Origin of the sequence: Verrucosispora sp. WMMA2044 (assembly GCF_027497155.1) — a bacterium.
GTDB lineage: Bacteria > Actinomycetota > Actinomycetes > Mycobacteriales > Micromonosporaceae > Micromonospora > Micromonospora palythoicola.
Genome location: NZ_CP114913.1, coordinates 5,828,257 through 5,850,921 on the forward strand (window position 1 = coordinate 5,828,257; position 22,665 = coordinate 5,850,921).

Sequence of the window (22,665 nt, forward strand, 5' to 3'; positions counted from 1 at the left end):
GTTACCGGACCCGTAGCTGCTGGTGGACCCCGGCTGCGGGCGCGTAATTCCGGTCACCGGAGTAGGCGACGTGAACCGGGTACACCCCTACCGACAGCCCGGTGGTCGGCAGCTTCACCACGGCCTTGCCGCCGCTCAGTGGCACCACCTGGGTGGTGCCGCCGAAGGTGACGGTGATCTCGCCGGTCACCTTCGGCGCCTTCCTGTGCCGGGTCTGTGCCCGCACGTCGACGTGCAGCTTGAAGGTGCCACCACTGGCGATCGACGCTGGCGTGGCCTTCGCCTTGACCACGGTCCGCGCCGTGCCCACGGTGTCGACTTCCGACCACAGGTGGTCGCGGGCGAAGATCGTGAACAGTTGGCTCGCCGTCATTCCGTCGTGCGCGCCGGGGACCTGGGTCGTCCGAGCGGCGTATCCCCGAGCCCGGAAGTTGTCCGCGATGGCGTTCTGCGCGTTGAGGTTGCCTTCGAAGACACCGTTGCCGAGAAACACGAAGAGGTCGTCCTCGCCGACTGCGGCGGCGACGTTGTCGTAGTCCTGAGCGGACAGGGACGGGTTACCGGAGAAGTGCCCGTAGTAGGCGAACGTGGTCGGGTAGCCCCTGATGACATGGGCACCCGTCATGCCGCCGTAGGAGAATCCGGCGTAGGCGCGGCCCTCCCGCTCGGTCGAGACGTTGTACTTCTCCTCGATGAGGGGAAGGATCGTCTGGACCAGGTTGTTGGCGGCGTTGGTCTGGTTGTAGGAGCCGAAGCCGAGACTGGTGCCGGTGAAGTGGTTGCCCATGGTGACCACCACAGTGGGCTCGATCTCGCCCTTGGCCGTCATGTTGTCCAGGATGTTGGGGACGTTCGCCGGGACCATGAAGTCGGTCTCGTCACCGAAGATGCCGTGGGCGAGGTACGCCACCTTGTACGGCTCGGCGCGGTTGGCGTCGTAGCCGGCCGGCAGGTACACGCCGAGGTAGTGGCCGCTGTCGCCCAGGATCGTGGTGTAGGGGATGTACGAGACGGTGCCCCGCTTCTTACGGTTCGCGATCGGGAGTTCGTACTCGGCGCGCCCCTTCAGCACCGGGTCGTTCTGCTTCCTGGCGTACGGCACGTACACGGCGTCGAGGACGTCGTTGTTCCTGACCCGGAACGAGGACTCACCCGGAGGCCGAGGGTTCGTCGAGGCGGGGTCCCAGATGCGCTTGTTCTCCCAGCCCTGGGTCGGGTCCCAGACCCGGTACCAGTAGCTGATCCCGCCGGCGTGCAGGGGCAGCGAGACCGACCAGTAACCCTTCGAATCCCTGGTCATGTCCCTGAGGAACTCGGTGCCGCCGGAGTGGTACCGCCCCGGCTGCCACTCCTCCGGCTGGTAGCGGGTGTTGCCGGTGTCGACGTCGAGCAGAGTCAGATCCCCGGCCAGGCGGACCTGCGTCGCGCTGGGATTGTGGTAGACGAACGTGACGGTGTATCCGGTCGGTGAGCCGCGATCCGGCTTGACGGTCGCACCCTCCACCACCGTGCGCTTTCCTCCGCCGGCGGCTGGTGCGGAGATGGTGGCGCTGGCACCGACACCGAGCGTCATGATCGTGAGTAACGAGATCGCACGGCTGAGCCGGCGTCCGATGGGTTTCCTCATCTGGGGCTACTCCTCAATGGTCTAGCGCGGCCTCATTGGGATCTACGGCTTCTTCCGGACATCGACCACCGAGGGGGACGTTCCGCCTCACCTCCAACCGAGGTCCTGCGGGGCGCGGTCAGCCCCCACAGGCAGCCCGTGCGTGTCCAATGCCCGGCTCGATGGTCCGCTAAATCGAATTAGCTTCGATGGTGTGGCCGGGCTCACCTTCGGGTGTCAAGGATGTTGCAGCGGTGTTGCGTGATACGCCACCGGAGCGGACCGGGTTAGCCGCACCGCGCGGCCCGGCCGGCACACCGTCGTCCTCACCAACCGCACCTGGTCAGGCGACGCCGTACTCGCTGCCCTCTGTCGTCACGGTCCGTAGGCGTACCCAGGTGATGGCCCGGTCGGTCACTCCGGCGATCTCTGCGGTCAGCCCGGGCAGCTCGACCACCTCGCCCGGCTTCGTCGGGATGTGGCCGAGATGGGCCAGCAGCAGTCCCGCCACGGTGGTGTAGCCGCCGGTGTCGAGCACCTCGGGAAGGTCGACGCCCACGTCCGGCAGGTCGTGCAGCGGAAAGCCGCCGGGTAGCAGCAGGGCGCCGTCAGGCTCCCGAACGGCCGACTGGACGTCCCGGTCGGTCTCGTCGTAAATCTCGCCGACGATCTCCTCGACCAGGTCCTCCATGGTGACGATCCCGTCGATGGCGCCGCGCTCGTCGACCACGAGGGCGAACTGCTGCCGCTGCTGGCGCATCTCCCGGATCGCCTCGGTGACCTTCAACGTCTCGGGCAGGTACAACGGCTCGCTGACGTACGCGGCGACCGGTCCGTCCTGGTCGAGCAGGTCCCGCAGGTGCACCACGCCGACCGTGTCGTCCAGGCCACCCCGTCCCACGACGGGGGCGCGGGTCTGCCCCGACCTTCCCAACTCCCGCAGCGCCTGCGGCGCCGACAGCGACTCGCTGAGCGTGACGACGTCCCGGCGGGGCACCAGGATCTCTCGAAGCACCCGCTCGGCGACCTCGAACGCTCCCGAGATGATCATCCGATGTTCCGGGGTGAGGTTGCGCTGGGCGGCCACCATGTCCCGCAACTCCTCGGTGGTGACCTCCTCCCGTCGCGCCCGGGGATCACCGCCGGTCATCCGGACGACCGCGTCGCTGGCAGCGCCCAACAGCCACACGACCGGACGAGAGACCGTCGACAGCGCGTCCAACGGACGGGCGACCAGTAGCGCCCACCCTTCGGCACGTTGCATCGCGATGCGCTTGGGTGCCAACTCACCCAGGACCAGGGTGACGAACGTCAGCAGGACGGTCACCAGGACGACGGACGCGGGCTCCGCGGCGCCGCCGAGGAATCCCAGGGGGTCCACGAGCGGCTGCGCCAGGGACACCGCCGCAGCCGCCGACGCCAGGAAGCCCGCCAGGGTGATACCGATCTGAATCGTGGCCAGGAACCGGTTCGGGTCGCGGGCCAACCTGGCCAGCACCCGTCCCCCTCGGGAGCTGCGCTCAAGACGCTCCAGCTGGCTCTCCCGCAGCGACACCAGGGCCATCTCGCTGCCGGCGAACACCGCGTTCACCGCAACCAACACCAACACCAGCGCGACCTGCACGCCATAGCCGCCCACGGCCCGTTCGACGCCTCCCTACCCGGACCATCCGGAACATCAACCGTAGCGACGGTCGGCAGGCGGTGCCGCGCCACCCGGCAGTCCGGCGTACGCATCGGTGAGTGCTGCTACGAGCGACGAAATCCGAACAACGGATATCAATAGACGATCATTGATATCTTGTCCGTTTGGTGTGATACTCGCTGGAAGCGCTCCCAAACCCGTCCCGGTGAGCGTTTCAGAAATGGAGGATGCACCGTGAGTTCACACCATCCCCACCGATCCGGCCGGCGATCCCGGCCCGCCGTCCGGGCCATGGTCCTGGCCCTCGCCGTGGTGACCGCCCTGCTGCCCTGGACGGGTGCCGCCCAGGCCCACGGCACCGTGATCAACCCGGCGACCCGCGCCTACCAGTGTTGGCAGAACTGGGGCCACCGGCACATGGATCCGGCGATGCAGACGCAGGACCCGATGTGCTACCGGGCGTTCCAGGCCAACCCCGACACCATGTGGAACTGGATGAGCCAGCTGCGGGACGGCCTCGGCGGGCAGTACCAGGCCCGTACACCCGACGGGCAGCTCTGCAGCAACGCCCTGTCCCGGAACGACACCGTGAACCAGCCGGGGGCCTGGAAGGCGACGAACGTCAGCCGCAACTTCACGCTCCGGTTCTACGATCAGGCCAGCCACGGCGCTGACTTCTTCCGGGTCTACGTCACCCGGCAGGGCTTCAATCCGAACTCGCAGCGCGTCGGTTGGGGAAACATCGACCAGATCCTGCAGACCGGGCGTTACGCGCCGACGCAGAACATCTCGTTCAACGTCTCGATCCCGTCCGGGCGTAGCGGCCAGCACGTTCTCTTCGTGATCTGGAAGGCGTCACACATGGACCAGACCTACATGTGGTGCAGCGACATCAACATCGTCTGATCCAACCGACCGTCAGCACAACTCGGCTCCGGCCCGGGACGAACGGGTCGGAGCCGAGGCGTCTCGGCGGTGGTGATCGGGTGCGTCCGGTTTCCCGGTGGCCTGCTCGTACGCCGCAGCATCGGCAGGCGGCGAGGTAACCTCGGGCGAGTGCGGATCATCGCGTTCCTGGCCGTCTCCGTGGTCGTGCTGACCGCCGTCCTGCTGGTTTCCGCGGTCCTGACCGGCGGTGCCCGCCGCCGGCGGCACGCCGCGCAGGCGTCCGCCCGCTGGGCGGTGCGTCACTACGCCATACCCGGGCGTGGGCACACCGTCGTCGGGGTCACCCTGACCGACGCGGACGGGCGGGTGCACGGTGAGCACGTGGTGGCGCGGATTCCGGACGACGCCCAGGACTGGCAGCGCGACTTCGTCGCGGCCCGTCAGGAGGCGGAGGAGCGCGCCTTCCATCTCAACATCGACCGTCCGCCGATCGAGGGCTGACGGGGACGAGGCGGCGAACGCGGCGTTCGTCGGCAGGGCGGCTACCGTCCCTCGTCGCGCACATCGACGAGCGTGCTGCCATCGCCGAGCTGCTCGCGGGTGATGATGCTCAGGCTGCCGTCCGTCTCCAGCACCACGGCGGCGAGGTTGTGCAGGTCGCCCGCGCCCTGGCTGCGGGCGGCCTGCCGGATCTCGCTCTCCGCCACCCGGGTCGACCGCAACGTCTCGGTTCGTAGCCGCCCGTCTCGCAGCAGCATGGTGGGCCGGGCCTTGAGCACCTTCTGCGACGGCGGCCAGCGGACGGCGAGCAGTGCGACCGCGTACTGCAACGCCACCAGCAGGATCAGGGCGAGGATGCCCTCCACCAGCGACACGTCCCGCGACAGCAGGATCGTCGCCAGCGTCGAGCCCAGCGCGACCGTGACCACGAAGTCGAAGGCGTTCAGCTTGGACAGCGTCCGCTTGCCGGAAACCCGCAGGATCACCACAAGCGCCGGGTAGACGACCGCCGCGATCACGAGCAGGCGTACCAGGTCGGCAGGATTGTTCAGCACCATCGTTTTCACGTACCCGAACCCTGGATCCGCAAAAAGGCCGCGTCGATCGGGTCACCCTTCCAGGTGGCGGAGGCGATTGCTGACATCGTGCACTCCCGGGGTGCGCCAGGCGAGAGCATGCGCCTCGGCGCTCAGCCCGGCCGTGCTGACCGTGCCCTCGAGCACCACCACCCGGTTCTGCACCTCGATGCAGATGCGCTCGTGACGCAGTCGCGAATCCTGCTGCATCCGAGTGAGCAACCGACAGGCCAGTCGGGTGTCGGCGGTGGTGGGCTCGGCGTAGAACAGCGGGGGCATGTCGTGGGGAAAGAACCACGGGTGGGTCATGGCTGACTCCTTGAGGGGACTGGTCTGCTAGGACTGCCCTACCCGGCGGCCACGGCGGACAACACGACGAACCGATGACGGTCTCTGCCCGTGACTGTGACGGTCGGTGGATTTCGGCGCTCGACGTTTGCGGACGGCGATGTCGGGTAGCGGACTGCCAGCGCGGCCGACCACGGCTCTGCCGCACGACCGCCAGGAGGACATCACCGTGACCCGCCTATCGTTCCGGGAGGACACCAGGAGCGAGCGCGGGTGGACGGGGTACCGGTGAACCGGCCGGCGCGGCGATGAGCCAGCCCGCCGACGGTGAGCAGACACCGGAGGACGCGGTACTGCACGGCGTCGCCCGGCGGCTCGACAAGCCGATGGGCGCCCTCGGTGTGCTCTTCGTCCTGGTCGTCCTCGGGCAGGCGCTCGCCGGACATCCCACGCTGTCCACCGCCCTGACCGTGCTGGGCTGGGTGCTGTGGGCGGTCTTCGTGGCCGAATTCGCCCTGCGCGCCTGGCTGGCCCGCCGTGACGCCCGCCGGTTCTGGCGACGCAACTGGTGGCAGATCATCTTCCTCGCCGTGCCGTTTCTCCGTTTCGCCCGGGCCGCCTCCGCCCTGCGCGCCGCCCGAGCCGGCGGTGTCATCACCGCGGCCGTCCGCGGCTCGCGCTCCGCCGGCCGGTTGTTGACCGACCGGATAGCGTGGCTGGCGATCATCACGACGACGGTCGTCCTCAGCGTCGGCCAGCTGCTCGTCGTCACCGGTTCCTACCGGTCGTACGGACCAGCGCTGCACGATGTCGCCATGACCACCATCACGGGTGAACCGCTCGGCGTGGACGATCCGCTCGCCCAGGTCGTCGAACTGGTGCTCGCGATCTACTCGGTGGTCGTGTTCGGAACCCTTGCCGGTGCGTTCGGCGCCTTCTTCCTCAGCGCCGAGCGGCAGCGAAAGGCTACGGCGACGTGAGCCGGCCCCGTACGGGCGCCGCCCGGCTCGCCGAGATACGGCAGAGTTTCTGGCTCATCCCGGCACTCTTCGCGGCGAGTGCGGTCGTGCTGGCCATCGGCCTGTCGGTGCTGGAACTGCGGCTGCGGTTGCCGGTCGAGAGCATCCTGCCCAGCGGCCCTCCCGGTGCCCGGTCCCTGCTGTCGTCGATCATCACGGCGATGATCTCGTTCACCGCGCTGGTCTTCTCCATCACGGTCGTCGCGCTGCAACTGGCCAGCAGCCAGTACTCCCCACGGGTACTGCGCACGTTCCTGCAGGACCGGGTCATCCAGTCCACGCTCGGGACGTTCGTGGCGACGTTTCTCTTCGCGATGGTGGTGCTCGCCGCGCTGCCGGCCCGCGACAGCGATCGGCTGCCCGAACTCTCCCTCGCCGTGTCGATGTCGCTCGTGCTGGCCAGCACCGGGATGTTCATCTACTACCTGCACCACATCACCACCGTGATGCGGGTGTCGCACATCATCGTCGCCATCGGCGCGCAGACCCGTCGGACGATCGATCGGCACGTGCCGGAGCACGAGGAGCCGGTCGAGGTCGTCGGCGAGGTGGTGCAGGTCTTGCCGGCCGCGGCGCCGGGACTTGTCACCAGCGTCGACCTCGCCCTGCTCGCCCGACTGGCGCGGGAACACGACTGCGCGATCACCGTCGTGCCGGCGCCGGGAGACTTCGTGGTCGCCGGTGCGCCGTTGCTGCACTGCCACCGGCTGCCCGGCGTCGAGCCACGTCCACTGCCCGACGAACGCGTCGCCCACTCGGTCACCATCGACGTCGAGCGCACACCGGGCCAGGACGTGGGGTTCGGCCTCCGCCAGTTGGGGGACATCGCCGCGCGTGCGCTGTCCCCCGCCTCCAACGACGTCACCACCGCCGTACGCGCCGTCCAGGAGGCACACGACCTGCTCCGTCGGCTCGCGACCCGGCCCGATCCGGTCGGGATCGTACGCGACGACGACGGCACGGTGCGGGTCCTGGCGAACCAACCCACCTACGACACCTACCTGGCGATGATCGTCGACGAGCTGCGCAACACCGCCGACGGAGAACCACGGATCAGCCGGCTGCTCGACGCCGTCGTCGCCGACCTGGACTCCGTCGCGCTCCCTGTCCACCGGCCGGCGATCCGACGGCGGCTGCCGGCGAGCTGACGATCCGGCCCGAGGTTTATGCAGGTCTGCTGCTCGTCGCAGCGGCAGTGGTCAGGTCGCCCGCCCGAAGGGCGGCCCCGCCTCGGCCAGGAATGCCGGCAAGGTTCGCGCGGGCCGTCCGGTCACCCGCTCGACGGAGTCGGTGACCTCCGCGAAGCTGCCCGCCCGTACGCGCTCGAAGGTCAGCGCGAAGAGTTCCCGTTCGAATCCGGTGGTCCCGTCCACGGCCTCGTCGATGGTCATCTCGTGCAGGACAACGGGACGTCCCGCTGCGGCGGAGAGCAGCTCCGCGGTGCGCGGCAGTGTGAGTGACTCCGGGCCGGTGAGTTCGTACACCTGGCCGGCATGCTTCTCGTCCAGCAGCGCCTGCTCGGCCACGGCGGCGATGTCCCGGGCATCGATCCAGGCCAGGCTGGCACCGCCGCTGGAGAACGGCAGCGCCCCGTCGGCGATCTGATCGCGGTAGAACCGCGGGTCGGTGAAGACCTGCATGAACCAGCTGGGCCGCAGGATCGTCCAGGCGTGCCCACTGTCGCGCACCGCCCGCTCCGCGCGCGGTGCCCATCCGTCGGCGCCCATGTAGTCGGCGTCCTGCTCGGACAGCAGGACGATCCGGGCCCGGGCGGGCGTCTCGTCGAGCAGCGCGCCGATGAGGTCCGGCGCGTCCGCCCGATCCGGTCGGACGATGTACACGGCGTCGACGTCCTCGGTCGCCGCTCTCCACCCGGAGGGGACGTCCCAGGAGAAGGCGGTCGGTCGAACGCCATCCAGGTCAACCGATTCGGGGTTGCTGCTGCCGCCGAGCACGTCGACGTCCTTGTGCTCGACAAGCAGCCTGGCCAGCGGTAACCCGGTCTTGCCACGCACTCCGGTGATCAGCACGCGGGGCGCATCGGCCCCCACTGAACGCGGACTCGTCACGTCGAACCCCCATTTGGTTGAGTCACTAAAGTTCCTCGCTCAACCTAAACGGCGTTACCTGAGGGAGTCAACTAATCTGAGGCCGTGACCGAGTTGGCCGACACCCTTGCCCGGCAGGTGTGGGATTTCGTCTTCGCGTACGACGCGGCCTACGACCGCGCGGCGCAGGTCGCGGGGCTCAGTGCCGCACAGGCATGTCTGCTCGAACACCTTTCCGAGGAGAGCCGCCCGATGGGAGAGCTCGCGCTGGAGTTGCGGTGCGACGCCTCGAACGTCACCCAGCTCGTCTCTCGACTGGAGGCCCGCGGCCTGGTGGCCCGGGTGCCCGATCCGGACGACCGGCGGATCAAGCGGGTGTTGATCACTTCGGCGGGAGCTGACGTGCGCCGCGCCGTCCGAGTGGCGTTCGAGTTCCCGTCCGAGCGGCTGGGGTCGCTCACCGACCAGGAGCGGCGCCAGCTCTCCGGTCTGTTGGCGAAGGTGTTGGGTCCGGCTTCGTAGGACTGTGCCGGCGGAGCGTTCCCGAGCCGCAGCCCGACCGGAAGGAACCCCGTCCGTACGGCCGGCAGTTATGGGCAACCATCGATGTTAGCGTCACCATGACTCGATCGTCGGCCTGTGCCGTGAGTTCTGAGCGCCACCGCCCGGTGCGCGATGCCTGAGTTTGGCCGAAGGAAGGTGGCGCCGGGGTCACCTGGGCCGGATGTCCGATAGTTCCGCAAAGTCGCAGCTCGTGATTCCGGGAACATTACGGCTTGACGAACGGCATGTTATCGCCCACAGTCGATGGGCAAGGACGGCGATGCCTACGGCTTACCGGGCAAGCCTGCTTCGTCGGGCCGGTGGACCAGGCGTGTGCGGGGGACATGCGGACATCAATGTTAGCGCTAACAGAAGCGCCGCAGGTGCTGGGTGGTATGCCCGTCCTCGGGTGAACCGGCCGGCTCTCGGTCATTGAAGGAGGAACATGTCTGCCTTTGGTAGGTCTCCATCTCTCCCGCCGCCCTCGCGGCAACGTAGGTGGTTGTTGCGGGTCGCCGCGGCGGGCGTCACGGCGGTCGTCGCCGGTAGTGCCGCCGCCGTGGCGGTGTCGACACCGGCCGCCGCTGCGACGGTCGACACGACCGCGTGGTACGTGTTGGTCAACCGCAACAGCGGCAAGGCCCTCGACGTGTACAACCTGGCCACGAACGACGGCGCCCGGATCACCCAGTGGTCACGGAACAACGGCAACCAGCAGCAGTGGCAGTTCGTGGACTCGGGCGGTGGCTACTACCGGCTGAAGTCGCGGCTGTCCAACAAGGTGCTGGACGTCTACAACTGGTCGACCGCCAATGGCGCCGCCATCGTGCAGTGGTCCGACCACAACGGGGCGAACCAGCAGTTCCGGTTGGCCGACTCCGACGGCGGCTACGTCCGGTTGATCAACCGGAACAGCAACAAGGTGATGGAGGTCCAGGGCGCCTCGACCGCCGACGGCGGAAACATCGTCCAGTACGACGACTGGAACGGCGCCAACCAGCAGTGGCAGCTCGTCCGAGTCGACGGGGGCGGAAACCCGACGCCGACGACTCCGCCGCCGTCGGGTACGTGCAATCTGCCGTCGTCGTACCGGTGGTCGTCGACGGGGCCGCTGGCGCAGCCGCGGTCGGGGTGGGTGTCGTTGAAGGACTTCACCCACGCGCCGTACAACGGTCAGCACCTGGTGTACGGCACCACGCACGACACGGGCACCACCTGGGGGTCGATGAACTTCGGCCTGTTCTCGAACTGGAACCAGATGGGTTCGGCCAGCCAGAACCAGATGCCCTTCGCCGCGGTCGCTCCCTCACTGTTCTACTTCGCGCCGCGTAACGTCTGGGTCCTGGCGTACCAGTGGGGTGGGCCGGCCTTCTCCTACCGCACCTCGACCGACCCGACGAACGTGAACAGCTGGTCGGCGCACCAGACGCTGTTCACCGGGTCGATCTCGAACTCCAGCACCGGCCCGATCGACCAGGCGCTCATCGGCGACGACCAGAACATGTACCTGTTCTTCGCCGGGGACAACGGCCGGATCTACCGGGCCAGCATGCCGATCGGGAACTTCCCGGGCAGCTTCGGCTCGAACTACACCACGATCATGACCGACACGACGAACAACCTGTTCGAGGCGGTGCAGGTGTACAAGCTGCAGGGTCAGCAGCGGTACCTGATGATCGTCGAGGCGATCGGTTCGCAGGGCCGCTACTTCCGCTCGTTCACCGCGACGAGCCTGGGCGGTAGCTGGACCCCGCAGGCCACCAGCGAGAGCAACCCGTTCGCCGGCAAGGCCAACAGCGGCGCCACCTGGACCAACGACATCAGCCACGGTGAGCTGATCCGGACCAACGCCGACCAGACCATGACCATCGACCCCTGCAACCTGCAGCTGCTCTACCAGGGCCGTGACCCCAACTCCGGCGGCGACTACGGTCGCCTGCCGTACCGGCCCGGCCTGCTCACCCTGCAACGCTGACGACACCACACAGATTCGGCTCCGAGATGCCTGACGTCTCCGAAGGAGGGCACTCGCCGTATCGGATGAGCGGAGGCACACTCCGCGCCCGAATCGGGTAGAGCCGGACCGGGCGGGCTCGGCACATGCCGAGCCCGCCCGGTCGTCGGTGCCCGTTTGCCGGATCCGTGGTGGGGAAGTCCCGCGAGTGCGGCGGCGCTGACCGTCGCCGGCAGGAGGGGATGCCGACGATGACGAACCACCCGTCCACCGCATCGCCCCTGAGTGCCGTGGACGTGCCAGCGCGCCTGACGATCGGGGTCGAGGAGGAATTCCTGCTGCTGGACCCGGCGACGGGGGAGAGCCTGCCGGTCGCCGACCAGGTGCTGACGGCCCTGCTCGGAACGGCTCGAAAGCAGAGCCGGCAGGAGTTCCGGCACAGCATGGTGGAGATGGTCACCCCGGTCTGTGCCGATCTGGCCGACCTCCGGACACACCTGATCACCCTGCGGCGCGCCGCGGCGGAAGCCGCACGGTCCGCGGGAGCGCGGTTGGTCGCGGTGGGTGCCACTCCGGTGCACGAGCCGCACCGGACAGTTCCGGACGAACCCCGCTACCACGCCATGTCCCGCCGTTTCGGCCCGGTCGCGCACGATCCGGCCGTGTGCGGTTGCCACGTGCACGTTGGTCTGCCGGACCGGGAACTGGCGGTGCAGGTCTGCAACCATCTGCGCCCGTGGCTGCCGGTGGTGCAGGCGATCACCGCCAACTCGCCGCTGCACGACGGCGCGGACACCGGCCACGCGAGCTGGCGTTCCATGCAGCTGGAGCGCTGGCCGAGCATCGGTCCCACCCCGTACTTCGCCTCGGTCGCCGACTACGACGCCACGGTGGCGGAACTGGTCGATGCGGGAATCATGCTCGACGCGGCGATGGTCTACTGGTACGCCCGACCATCGGCCAGCTATCCCACGGTGGAGATCCGGGTGGGCGACGTCTGCCCGGGGGTGGACGACACGGTGCTGGTCGCGGCCCTGGTGCGAGCGCTGGTCGCCACCATGGTCGACCAGGTGCGAGCCGGCGTTCGGGCACCCCACCTGCGTGGCAGTCTGCTCGCGGCGGCCCACTGGCGAGCGGCGCACGACGGGTTGGACGGGCAACTTGTCGACCTGCGTGGTGGCGGTGCCCGCCCGGCGTGGGATCTCGTGGAGGAGTTGTTCAGCACGGTGACGCCCGCACTGGTCCGGCACGGCGACCTGGCCTACGTGCTGGAACAGTTGGCCCGGCTGCGCCGCGACGGCACCGGCGCGGCCCGGCAGCGGCGGGTCATCGCGCGTACGGGTGGCGATGTGCGGGCGGTCCTCGACCACCTCGCCGCCGAGACCACCGCCGGCTGAACCCGCAGCCGGCACGCTCAGCGGACGTGGTGGGTCTGGAGCCAGAGTTCGAGCAGGCCCAGTTGCCACAGTTTGTTGCTGCCGGCGGCGGCCTGCGCCTGGTCGGGGTCGGTGAGCAGCGCGTCGACGTACGCCTGCCGGAACAGCCCACGCTCGCGCGCTGCCGGCGCCCGCAGCGCCGCCACCACGAGGTCGCGGACCGGGCCGTCGACGTTGCGTAGCGCGGGCACCGGAAAGTAGCCCTTCGGCCGGTCGATCACCTCCGCGGGCAGCACCTCGCGGGCGACCTCCTTGAGCACGCCCTTGCCGCCTTGGGCAACCTTGTGCTGCGGTGGGCAGGCTGCCGCGAGGGCGACCAGATCCTGATCGAGGAACGGGGTGCGCACCTCCAGTCCCCACGCCATGCTCATGCTGTCCACCCGTTTGACCGGATCGTCGGGAAGCATCAGGTGGGTGTCCAGGCGCAGCACCGCGTCCAGGGCGGTCTCCGCGCCCGGGGCGTCCAGCTCCGCGAACACCAGGTCCCGGCTGGCATCGACATCCACGGCGTGCGCCGCACCGACCACGCGGATCAGCTCGGCGTGGTCCCGGTCGAAGAAGGCGGCGGTGAAGGTCCGCGCCGCCTCGGCACGAGGCACCCCGGTCAGCGGCTGGTGATAGCCGTATCCGGCGAACACCTCGTCGGCGCCCTGCCCGGACTGCGCCACCTTCACGTGTGCGGCGACCTGCTCGGAGAGCAGATGGAAGGCGACCACGTCGTGGCTGCCCATCGGCTCGGTCATCGCCTCCACCGTCCGGCGGACGGCCGGCACCAGGTCGTCGTTGGCGAGTTGGATGCGGACGTGGTCGGTGCCGTACGCGCGGGCGACCAGATCGGAGTAGTGGAACTCGTCGCCGGCCTCGCCGTGCCGGCTGTCGAAGCCGATGCTGAAGGTGCGCAGGTGTTGCTGCCCGGCCTCGGCGAGCAGAGCCACGATGAGACTCGAGTCGAGACCGCCGGAGAGCAGCACGCCCACCGGCACGTCGGCGACGAGCCGTCGTCGTACGGCGGTGCGTAGCGCGTCACCGATCGCGGCCCGCCAGTCCCGGTCGTCCCAGCCGGCGTGGGCGGGATCCCGGACGTAGTCGGGTTGCCAGTAGCGGCGATCGCGGCTGCGCCCGTCGGCCTCGACGACCCGCACGGTCGCCGGGGGCAGTTTCCGGACACCGCGCAGGATGGTGCGGGGCGCGGGCACGATCGAGTGCCACGACAGGTAGTGGTGCAGCGCCACCGGGTCCACGTCGGTGTCCACGTCGCCCGCCTTGAGCAGCGCCGGCAGCGTCGAGGCGAACCGCAGTCGACCCGGCGTCTCGGCGAGGTAGAGGGGCTTGACGCCGAGTCGGTCCCGGGTCAGGACGAGCCGACGGCGGACGCGGTCGACCAGGCCCACGGCGAACATGCCGACCAGATGGTCGACGAAATCCTCACCCCACTGGGCGTACGCCACCAGGATCACCTCGGTGTCACTAGTGGAGTGGAAGGTGTGGCCGGCGGTCCGTAGCTCCTCGCGTAGTTCCGGGTAGTTGTAGATGCACCCGTTGAAGACCAGGGCGAGACCGAGATCCTCGCGGACCATGGGCTGGCCGCCAGCGTCGGACAGGTCGATGACGGTCAGCCGCCGGTGCCCGAGGGTCACCCAGCCGTCGCTCCACAGGCCCTCGCCGTCCGGGCCCCGGGAGCGCATCGCCTCGGTCATCCGGGTCACCGCGGCGGCGTCGGGCGTGCTGCCGTCGAACCTCGCCTCACCGCTGATGCCGCACATCACGTTCCGCTGTCATGCCCTCTTCCTCACGTCTGTCCGGGTACCGGAGGGTGGCACCCGAGGCGAACCTCCTACGACCGGTGGTCCTGGTTACCGGTCCAGCGACCACCCGTGGTGGCGCCGTCGGTCCGGATCACGCTGTGGTTGCCGTCGAGGTCGTTGTCCACGACCCGGCAGTTGACGCAGTCGGCCCGGTCGGTGACCCAGATGCCGTGGGTCTGGGTGGCCGAGCCGCTGTCCCGGATCAGGTTGCCGCGGATTGTGACCGAGTCGGCGATGGCGTTGACGGTGATGCCGGCCCGGGTGATGGGCGCGGGGGGCAGCTCGTACGGCGTACCGGGCGCTGGGGTGTCGGCGCTCCAGCTGCTGGCGTCGTCGGGACGGATCGGGGCGAGGGTGAGGGTGGTGGCGTCGTTGGCGGCGACCACGGCGTACCGGTGGCCGACGCGGAGTACCTTGCCGCGGTGACCGTCGGCCGGCCAGTCCGCGCGCTGGTCGACGAGGGCGTTGCGGGTGTAACGGACGGACTCGCCGCCCCCGGAGACGGCGGGGGCGCACTGGCGGCCGTTGTTGCGGATCCGGTTGTTGATGATGACGGCGTCGCGCAGTGGCCGGTCGAAGCGGATACCGTCGCGACTGTTGCCCCAGATGTCGTTGCTCTCGATGACGATCTCCTCGGCGGCGGCCCGGTCTCCGTCACCGAGATCCTGGTGGTGATAGCCGTACCGGCCGTTCCCGGTGATCCGGTTACCCCGCACCGTGTAGGGGCCGGAAGTGTTGCCGATGTTCACCCCGTCGCGCAGGTTGCCGTCGATGACGCAGTTGGTGAGCAGGCCGCCCTTGCCGGGGACGCCGGTGGTGCCCTTCGCCGAGACCTGGAAGCCAGCCTCCAGGTTTCCCACCATCATGCATTCGGTGACGATGAGCCCGTCGGCACCCCAGTCGGAGATGCCGAACCGGTTGCTCTCCGCGTGGCAGCCGCTGATCCGGATGCCGCGCGGCTGAGGTCGGTCGGGATACTGCATCTCCAGGAAGATGCCGTTCGTCGCGTTGCCGACCGCGACGCAGTTGGTGATGGCCAGCCGTTCGATCGGTCCCCAGCCGCCGATGCCGATGCCGATTCCTGCCCCGCCCATCTCCAGTCCGTTGTCCATCCGGCCGCATTTCAGCACTCGGACCGCTTCCACCAGGGTGTCCTGGAGGAAGTCGCAGCCGAAGCCGGTGGCGGCCGTGTGGTGGATGAAGAGGTTCCGGAACAGAGCGCCGCTGACGTACTGCAACCCCAGCCCTTTCGCCAGCGGGTTGTACTGCGCCGACGCCACGCCCTTACCGTCGATCTCGAAGTCGGCGAACGTGCAGTAGGCCAAGGGGCGGTCCGGACCGGCACCGTGCAGTTGAGCGGTGTAGAAGGCGAGCGGCACCGGCTGGGACCGGTTGCCCTCGTTGCTCAGGACGAAGCGGGTGGCACCCGGCCCGGCGCCCTGCAGGGACACCCCACTGCGCCAGACGGTGCCGGCGTCCCGGATCGCGTACACCCCGGGTGGGCAGTAGATCACGCGTGCCCGCCCGTCGGCGGCGAATGCGTCACCGAGCAGGTCGACGAGCGCGGCCAGCGCGGGCTGGTCGTTGGTGGTGCCGTCGCCGGACAACCCGTGTTCCCGGGCGTTGCAGAGCAACGGTGCTCCCGCCACGGCGTACGGCCGCACGCCGGACCGAGCGGCTGTCACCTGACCTGACACAGGACATCACCCTCCCCGTGACGGCAGGTCGACCGGAAGCCGGCCGCCGTCAGACCCTCGGGGCTGTGCGGCGGCGGGCCTGCCTCGACGGTACGTGGGTGACGTCCTCGGCGAGGACGGATCCCGGAAGAGGGCGAAGTTCACCGCCACCGCGTGCGTCCGGGCGACGGCTACGCAGGTGCGCGTGAGGGGTGGCGCTGGTCCGCGCCACCCCTCACGCCGCTGCTGTCAGCGGGCGGTACAGGACAGGGTGGGTGTGCCGTTGGTGCCGTTCCAGGAGCCGTTGAATCCGAAGGTGGCGCTGCTGTTGGCGCTCAACGACCCGTTGTGGCCGACGTTCGAGGCGGTGACCGACGAGCCGCTCGAGGTGATCGACGCGTTCCAGGAGTTGGTGATGCTCTGGCCGTTGGGCCAGGTCCAGTTGACGGTCCAGCCGGAGATGGCGGCGTTGCCGGCACGGACGGTGACCTCGCCACCGAAGCCACCGGGCCACTCGTTGGTCTTGCGGTAGGTGGCGGTGCAGGCGCCGTTACCGGTCGGCGGCGGAGTGGTGGGCGGCGGGTTCGAGGGCGGCGGGGTGGTCGGCGGCGGGTTCGAGGGCGGCGGCGTGGTCGGCGGCGGGTTGCTGCCCCCACCGAAGGTCACGTCGCTGCAGATGTAGTACGGCTGGTCGAGGTGGGACGCCTGCCAGATCGTGTACACGACGTGCCGGCCGGTACGGTTGCCCGCGTTGACCTGCGCCTCGTAGAGCCCGGTGGTGGGGTACGAGCCGGTGCGGAGCACCAGTTCCAGGCTGTTCCAGGTGAGGGGCTGCGTGGTCGGATCGAAGCCCTGCTTGGTGATGTAGATGAGCATGTAGTCGGCACCGTGCCGGGCGCCGTCGGTGAGGGTCAGGGTGAAGTTGTTGGGCATCGGCTTGGCGGTCCAGGCACCGACCGTGTCGAGCGAGGCGTACAGCCCGCCCTGGGTACGGCCGCCGCTGCACAACTGGCCGTCCGGGATGACGGCCTGGTGGTTGCCGCCGACGTTCTCGCGGAACAGGCCGTTCCAGTTCCACATCGTGTTCGGGTTGGCCTGGAAGGCCTGCCAGCACATCGGGTCGCTCTGGGCCATGGCCGGGTTGAGGTGGTCGTCACCCCAGCGCTCCCAGCATCCGTAGTTGCGGGACGGCGGGTTCGTGACCGACCCGTGCGCCGAGGCCGGGCCGGGCTGGTTGACCACGACCATGGTGAACGCGGCGACGAGGACGGAGGCCGCGCCGAGTCCTAGTCGACGTGCTGTTCGTGCGAGTTTCATTGATGCTCCAGTTGATCCGCCGACGCCGGTGTCACCCGCCGGGGTGCCCAAACCCCGGGAGGAATGCGTCGATCGACATGACGATCTCAAGGGGCAGGCGTGTGAAACGCGCTGCCTGCGACGGCCTGGTGGCTCCCAACCGCGATAGTACCCATCATATCCACTCGCGTGAATCTTTTCCGGAAGGGGTCGGCCCCCCCCCCCCCCCCCCCCCCGGCACCCCGTCCTAACCGTCGAGGGCGTCTTGGCAGGCCCGGGCGAGCCGGCGCTGGCGGGTCAACCGTCGCCACAGGCCGAGCGGCGGCGCGAGGGTGGTACGCGCCGGTGCCGCCGTCACGGCCAGGACGCCGTCGGCCAGCTCGCCCCGGGTCGTCCACGGGGTCCACCGTTCGAGGTCGGGGGCGGAGAAGTCGTGCCCCAGCAGCACCGCCGGGCCGTCGGCGGGTAGCCGACCGGCGAGGCTCCGTACGCGGACCGGCTCGCCCACCTGGCCGTCGGCCCGCGTCACCGAGTCCACGTACAGCCGGTCATCACGGGCGACCGCCAGCACCTCGCCGGTGCCGTCGGGCCGGGCACCGATCGTGGTGGCGGTGTCGACGTCCAGCACCACGATCAGCCGGGGCAGGTACCACCAGTGCTCCCGGCGCAGCAGCGGTGAGTCGATCAGGGCCCTTGCCGGCGGATACTTGCGTAACTCCTGGTCGAGCAACCGGTCCGTGAACAGCGTGCCGTCGCGATCCTCGGTGAGCCGGGGCCGGCCGGCCACCGCGACCGGCCGCCAGCCGCGCCCGGTGAGCCGGTCGTCGGAGACGACAAGTGCCGCGACCTGCGCGGCGGCCAGCCGGCGGGCCAGGGTGACCTCTGCGTACGGCAAGGCGACGGCGGGCCGGTCGCCGAGCAGCAGCGGCGTGACCGGGCGGGCCTGTGGTACGCCGTCCGGGTCGATCCAGGCCAGCTCGCCGACCGTGGCGGCCTGGATCGCGCGGGGAACATGTGCACCGTCGTCCATGTGATCCGAGCCGTTCGGTTGACCTTGGAATGTGATCCCCGTTACATTACCGGCAGGTTTCGGGATCTGCACACGAGCGCCCGCCCCCACGGGCCGCAAGGAGGCAGCCGTATGCCCGCCATCGTCGTCGTCATCGCGGTCATGGCGATGTTCGCCCTCGGCTACCGGTACTACTCGCGTTACCTCGCCGACCGGGTCTACGGGTTGGATCCGACCTACGTCACCCCGGCGCACCGGTTCGCCGACGGAGTCGACTTCGTCCCCACGAACAAACATGTCCTCTTCGGCCACCACTTCACCTCGATCGCCGGAGCCGCCCCGATCGTCGGCCCGGCGATCGCGGTGTTCTGGGGGTGGGGTCCGGCGTTGGCCTGGGTCGTGTTCGGCACCATCTTCGCGGCTGGCGTACACGACTTCGGGGCGCTCGCGGTCTCGGTGCGGCACCGGGCGCGCAACATCGGCACCCTCGCCGCGGACGTGATCAGCAAGCGGGCCCGTACGCTCTTCCTGCTGATCATCTTCTTCCTGCTCACGCTGGTGAACGCGGTCTTCGCGGTGGTGATCGGCAACCTGCTCGTGGCGTACCCGGGCGCGGTCATCCCGATCTTCGTGGAGATTCCGCTGGCCATCGCGATCGGCCAGTACATCTACCGCACCCGCAACGCGGCGCTGGTGCCGTCGCTCATCGGCGTGGCCGCGCTCTACTTCCTGATCTGGGTGGGCAACCTCTACCCTGTCGAGATCACCGGGCTGGCCGACGCGCTGGGCTTCGAGCGGACGCGCGACCTGTGGGTGGTCATCCTCTTCGTCTACGCGTTCATCGCCTCCCGGCTGCCCGTGTGGTTGCTGTTGCAGCCGCGCGACTACATCAACTCCCACCAGCTGTTCATCGCCATCGCGGTGATCTTCGCCGGGGTGCTGGTCGGGATGGACCGGATCGTGGCGCCGATGTTCAACGACGTGCCGGCCGGCTCACCGAGCATCTTCCCGTTCCTGTTCATCACCGTGGCCTGCGGTGCGATATCCGGGTTCCACTCGCTGGTGGCCTCCGGGACCACCTCCAAACAGCTCGACAAGGAGACCGACGCCAGGTACGTGGGCTATGCCGGGGCGATCGGCGAGGGCAGCCTCGCCCTCGGGTCGATCATCGCGGTCACGGCCGGGGTCGCCGCCACGCGCGCCGAGTGGGAGGGGTTGTACGCCAGCTACGCCGAAGCCTCCGGCGGCGCCACCCGCAACTTCGTGAACGGCATCGCCAGCTTCGCCACCAACCTCGGCATCGAGTTCCAGCTCGCGACCGTCTTCGCGGCGGTGGTGGTGATCTCGTTCGCGGCCACCACCATGGACACCGGCGTCCGGTTGCAGCGCTACATCGTGCAGGAGATCGCCGAGCTGGTCGGATGGCGGCGGCTGTCCCGCCACCTGACCCTGGCCGGGCTGGTGGCGGTCGCCGCACCACTGACCCTCGCCCTGCTGCCGGGTGGCGGGGACGCCGGCTACACCTTCGGAGTGCTGTGGCGACTCTTCGGCACCACCAACCAGCTCACCGCCGGGCTCGCCCTGGCCGTCATCGCGGTCTGGGTGCTGCGCCGTCGGCGCAACCCGGTCGCGGTAATCGTGCCGCTGGTCTTCCTGCTGGTGATGACGACCTGGGCACTTGTCGTGCAGTTGCGGGAGTTCGTGGTGGCCGACGAGTGGGTGCTGGCACCGCTGGACGCCGTCATCTTCGTCCTCGCGCTCTGGCTGATCGTGGAGGCGGTGCTCGCCCTGCGTCGCGCCAGTGGTCAGCCTGTCGAGCCGGAGACGGACTCCGGGCCCGGCCCGGACAGCGGCGGTGCGGGTGCCGCCGACTCCGGGTCGGCCGACGAGTCGCAGCGAGCGGTCGGTGCCGAGTCGGCAGCCGGTACCGGTGCCACCGACGATCGCCGCTGATGGCCCGGCACCGGGTTCTGCTGATCCGACCGTGGGATGCCCCCGGGGCCGGCTCCGGCTGCTGCACCGGCGCGGCCGGAGTCTGCGTCGAGGGCCGGCACGAGGATCCCGCGTCGGCGCGGCAACGGGCCGACCAGCGGCCGTTGGGCGAGGTCTACCGGACGGTACGCGCCCGTCTGCCGGCCGAGATCGCGGTGGAGATCGTCGACCCGCGGAACACGCTGTTCCTGTTGCCGGCGATCGTGCGCGATGGTCGCCGGCACCGACGGCCCTGGCGGACCCTGCTGCGGGACCTGGTCCGAGCTACCGGATACGCGGCGATCATCGTGGACGGCCGGGTGGTCAGCGAGTCCGGCCTACCCCCGGCGGAGCAGGCCCTGCGCATCGTCCGCCAGGCGCTCGACCCGTCGGCTGCCCTCAGCCACCGCAGCAGCCGCCGGCCCGGTCGGTAGCCGGCTCGTCGGCGCCGACCAGGTTGAGCGGCGCGGCGAGCAGACCGCCGCTGACCCCGGTGGCCAGGCCCTTGCCGGACGGTTGGGTGGTCGGGCCGCAGCAGTTGTCGCCGTCGACCGATTCGGCGGGGTTGCTGTTGCAGACGCCGGTCTCGGGCAGTTCGAGTCGTACGTCGCGGGCGGCCTGCCAGTCGCCGGCGAGGGCGGCGACCACGGATCGGGTCTGTTCGTAACCGGTGGCCATGAGGAAAGTGGGTGCACGGCCGTAGCTCTTCATGCCGACGGCGTAGTAGCCGGGCTCCGGGTGGGCGAGTTCGTCGACGCCGTGCGGCGGCACGGTGCCGCAGGAGTGCTCGTTGGGGTCGATGAGCGGAGCCAGGGCGCGGGTCGCTCCCATGATCGGATCGAGGTCCAGGCGCAGCTCGGCGGCGATCGTGTGGTCGGGCCGGAAGCCGGTGGCGGCGACGATCCGGTCCACCGTGACCTGCTCCTGGGCATCGCCGCGTCGGACGATCACCGCGACCCGACCGGCGGTGGGAGTGATCGCGTGGACGGAGAAGCCGGTCAGCAGGCGGATCCGACCGGCGTCGACGTGCGACCGCAGCCGGGAGCCGAGCGCGCCGCGAGCGGGGAGCGCGTCGGCGTCACCGCCGCCGTAGGTCCGCGTCGGTGACGGTGATCGGATGGCCCACGTCACCTCGGTGCCGGGGGCGGTTGCGGCGAGCTCGGCGAGCGAGAGCAAAGTGTTGGCGGCGGAGTGGCCGGCGCCGACGACAAGCGTGTGCCGACCGGCGAAGCGGGCCCGGTCGGTGCCGAGGACGTCCGGCAGGGCGTGCTCCAGGTGGGCGGCGGCTCCGGTCTCGCCCAGGGCGGGCAGCCCGGACGCGCCCAGCACGTTCGGGGTGCCCCAGGTGCCGGAGGCGTCGATGACGGCCCGCGCGAGGATCTCCCGGCCGTCGGTGAGCCGGATCAGGAAGGGAGCGGACTCCCGGCCGGTGGTACGCAGTCGGTCGTAGCCGAGTCGGCTGATCGCGGCCACCCGCGCGCTGTACCGCAGATGTGGCTTGAGCTGCGGCAGGTTCGCGAGCGGCTGAAGATAGTTCTCGACCAGGTCGGCGCCGGTCGGTAGGGCGTCCGGATCGGGTGTCACCCAGCCGGCCTCGTCCAGCAGGCGGCGGGCGGCCGAATCGATGTTGTACCGCCAGGGCGAGAAGACGCGGACGTGGGCCCATTGCCGCACAGCGGCGCCGGCGCCGTCGCCCGCCTCCAGAACGGTGTACGGCAGCGCGCGCTCGTGCAGGTGGGCGGCGGCGGCGAGGCCGACCGGCCCGGCCCCGATGACGGCGACGGGCAGTTGATCCAGGTCGCTCATCAGCTACTCCTCATGTTCGATGGTTGTCGAAACAGGCGGGTGGTCCGGCCCCTCGTGTCACACGGGCGGCCTCGACCTGCTGTCTCGATGTTCTTCGAAACAGAGATTTGCACGCTGCTTAGACAGATGTCAACCTAGGGTATGTCGAAGCAGGCGGCGCCACTTTCCCTCGATCTCACCGCCGCCCCGTGCTGCCCGCCGCTGGCGCAGCAGCGGGTGTCAGATGAGACCGCCGTGGTGCTGGCACCCGCATTCAAGGCCCTCGGCGATCCGGTGCGGTTGCGGTTGATGTCGATGATCGCCTCGGCCGAGGGCGGAGAGGTGTGTGTCTGCGACCTGACCCCGGCCTTCGACCTGACCGGCCCGACGATCTCGCATCATCTGCGGACGCTGAGAGAGGCGGGTCTGGTCGACTCCGAACGACGGGGCACCTGGGTCTACTACCGGGCCCGGCCCCAGGTGCTGCGGCAGTTGGCCGCCCTGCTGGCAGTCGAACCGTCGCCTCCGTCCGACCGGTAGGTCGGGTGACCGGCCCCCGATCGACCGCCACCGGCCGGGGAATCCCACCGTCGCGGTCGGCGTTGCCACCCGCGTACGGC

Annotated in this window: 20 protein-coding genes; 10 read left to right on the forward strand and 10 right to left on the reverse strand. The window is 69.6% G+C overall.

Translation table 11 applies throughout. From position 1 onward, the window contains the following. Position 1: 1 nt before the first annotated feature. Both O3597_RS26510 and O3597_RS26515 read right to left on the reverse strand, forming a co-directional pair. Positions 2–1,627 carry an alpha/beta hydrolase-fold protein gene (locus O3597_RS26510; protein WP_281602742.1) on the reverse strand — a complete coding sequence of 542 codons (1,626 nt, stop codon included), beginning with the start codon at positions 1,625–1,627 and terminating at the stop codon, positions 2–4. A 322-nt stretch (positions 1,628–1,949) separates the two neighbouring features. Next, complete coding sequence (locus O3597_RS26515; RefSeq protein ID WP_281602743.1) at positions 1,950–3,245, reverse strand: hemolysin family protein; 1,296 nt, start codon at positions 3,243–3,245, stop codon at positions 1,950–1,952. A 240-nt stretch (positions 3,246–3,485) separates the two neighbouring features. On the opposite strand from O3597_RS26515, the gene O3597_RS26520 reads away from it, so the two are divergent. Next, positions 3,486–4,157: a lytic polysaccharide monooxygenase gene (locus O3597_RS26520; protein WP_281602744.1), complete on the forward strand. Its 672-nt coding sequence runs from the start codon at positions 3,486–3,488 to the stop codon at positions 4,155–4,157. 150 nt (positions 4,158–4,307) lie between these two features. Beyond that, entirely contained in the window at positions 4,308–4,640 is a 333-nt protein-coding gene (locus O3597_RS26525; protein ID WP_281602745.1) for a hypothetical protein, read from the forward strand. 41 nt (positions 4,641–4,681) lie between these two features. Here O3597_RS26525 and O3597_RS26530 read toward each other — a convergent pair whose 3' ends face one another. Both O3597_RS26530 and O3597_RS26535 read right to left on the reverse strand, forming a co-directional pair. Then, complete coding sequence (locus O3597_RS26530) at positions 4,682–5,197, reverse strand: YetF domain-containing protein (protein ID WP_164449723.1); 516 nt, start codon at positions 5,195–5,197, stop codon at positions 4,682–4,684. Positions 5,198–5,248: 51 nt separating this feature from the next. Further along, complete coding sequence (locus tag O3597_RS26535; RefSeq protein WP_164449627.1) at positions 5,249–5,524, reverse strand: BON domain-containing protein; 276 nt, start codon at positions 5,522–5,524, stop codon at positions 5,249–5,251. 287 nt (positions 5,525–5,811) lie between these two features. Here O3597_RS26535 and O3597_RS26540 point away from each other — a divergent pair, with 287 nt between their 5' ends. After that, positions 5,812–6,483, forward strand: a complete 672-nt coding sequence (locus O3597_RS26540; protein WP_208021017.1) for a hypothetical protein — start codon at positions 5,812–5,814, stop codon at positions 6,481–6,483. Further along, positions 6,480–7,670: a DUF2254 domain-containing protein gene (locus O3597_RS26545; protein WP_164449626.1), complete on the forward strand. Its 1,191-nt coding sequence runs from the start codon at positions 6,480–6,482 to the stop codon at positions 7,668–7,670. The genes O3597_RS26540 and O3597_RS26545 overlap by 4 nt, the downstream gene beginning before the upstream one ends. A gap of 51 nt (positions 7,671–7,721) precedes the next feature. Here the strand turns inward: O3597_RS26545 and O3597_RS26550 are convergent, their stop codons facing one another. Further along, positions 7,722–8,552, reverse strand: a complete 831-nt coding sequence (locus tag O3597_RS26550) for an NAD(P)H-binding protein (protein ID WP_166459120.1) — start codon at positions 8,550–8,552, stop codon at positions 7,722–7,724. 123 nt (positions 8,553–8,675) lie between these two features. On the opposite strand from O3597_RS26550, the gene O3597_RS26555 reads away from it, so the two are divergent. From O3597_RS26555 to O3597_RS26565, 3 genes are all read left to right on the forward strand, one after another. Further along, positions 8,676–9,092: a MarR family transcriptional regulator gene (locus O3597_RS26555; RefSeq protein ID WP_164449624.1), complete on the forward strand. Its 417-nt coding sequence runs from the start codon at positions 8,676–8,678 to the stop codon at positions 9,090–9,092. Between the two features lie 466 nt (positions 9,093–9,558). Then, entirely contained in the window at positions 9,559–11,088 is a 1,530-nt protein-coding gene (locus tag O3597_RS26560) for a non-reducing end alpha-L-arabinofuranosidase family hydrolase (RefSeq protein WP_281602746.1), read from the forward strand. A 230-nt stretch (positions 11,089–11,318) separates the two neighbouring features. Next, positions 11,319–12,464 (forward strand): glutamate--cysteine ligase, encoded by a 1,146-nt coding sequence (locus tag O3597_RS26565; protein ID WP_281602747.1) that lies wholly within the window; start codon positions 11,319–11,321, stop codon positions 12,462–12,464. Positions 12,465–12,481: 17 nt separating this feature from the next. Here the strand turns inward: O3597_RS26565 and O3597_RS26570 are convergent, their stop codons facing one another. From O3597_RS26570 to O3597_RS26585, 4 genes are all read right to left on the reverse strand, one after another. Further along, complete coding sequence (locus tag O3597_RS26570; protein WP_281602748.1) at positions 12,482–14,266, reverse strand: N-acetylglutaminylglutamine amidotransferase; 1,785 nt, start codon at positions 14,264–14,266, stop codon at positions 12,482–12,484. A gap of 71 nt (positions 14,267–14,337) precedes the next feature. Then, positions 14,338–15,993: a right-handed parallel beta-helix repeat-containing protein gene (locus tag O3597_RS26575; RefSeq protein ID WP_281602749.1), complete on the reverse strand. Its 1,656-nt coding sequence runs from the start codon at positions 15,991–15,993 to the stop codon at positions 14,338–14,340. Between the two features lie 240 nt (positions 15,994–16,233). Beyond that, entirely contained in the window at positions 16,234–17,301 is a 1,068-nt protein-coding gene (locus tag O3597_RS26580; protein ID WP_164449619.1) for a lytic polysaccharide monooxygenase, read from the reverse strand. 226 nt (positions 17,302–17,527) lie between these two features. Further along, positions 17,528–18,310 (reverse strand): pyridoxamine 5'-phosphate oxidase family protein, encoded by a 783-nt coding sequence (locus O3597_RS26585; RefSeq protein WP_164449618.1) that lies wholly within the window; start codon positions 18,308–18,310, stop codon positions 17,528–17,530. Positions 18,311–18,421: 111 nt separating this feature from the next. Here O3597_RS26585 and O3597_RS26590 point away from each other — a divergent pair, with 111 nt between their 5' ends. After that, positions 18,422–20,242 (forward strand): carbon starvation protein A, encoded by a 1,821-nt coding sequence (locus O3597_RS26590; protein WP_281602750.1) that lies wholly within the window; start codon positions 18,422–18,424, stop codon positions 20,240–20,242. Beyond that, on the forward strand, positions 20,242–20,694 hold the full coding sequence (locus O3597_RS26595; RefSeq protein WP_281602751.1) for a hypothetical protein: 453 nt from the start codon (positions 20,242–20,244) through the stop codon (positions 20,692–20,694). Before O3597_RS26590 ends, O3597_RS26595 begins: the two co-directional genes overlap by 1 nt. On the opposite strand, the gene O3597_RS26600 is transcribed toward O3597_RS26595, so the two are convergent. Further along, entirely contained in the window at positions 20,660–22,066 is a 1,407-nt protein-coding gene (locus O3597_RS26600) for an NAD(P)-binding domain-containing protein (RefSeq protein ID WP_281602752.1), read from the reverse strand. The two genes, O3597_RS26595 and O3597_RS26600, sit on opposite strands and share 35 nt — an antisense overlap. A 141-nt stretch (positions 22,067–22,207) precedes the next feature. Between O3597_RS26600 and O3597_RS26605 the strand changes: the two genes are divergently transcribed. Beyond that, positions 22,208–22,585: a metalloregulator ArsR/SmtB family transcription factor gene (locus tag O3597_RS26605; protein ID WP_164449614.1), complete on the forward strand. Its 378-nt coding sequence runs from the start codon at positions 22,208–22,210 to the stop codon at positions 22,583–22,585. Positions 22,586–22,665: the final 80 nt, after the last annotated feature.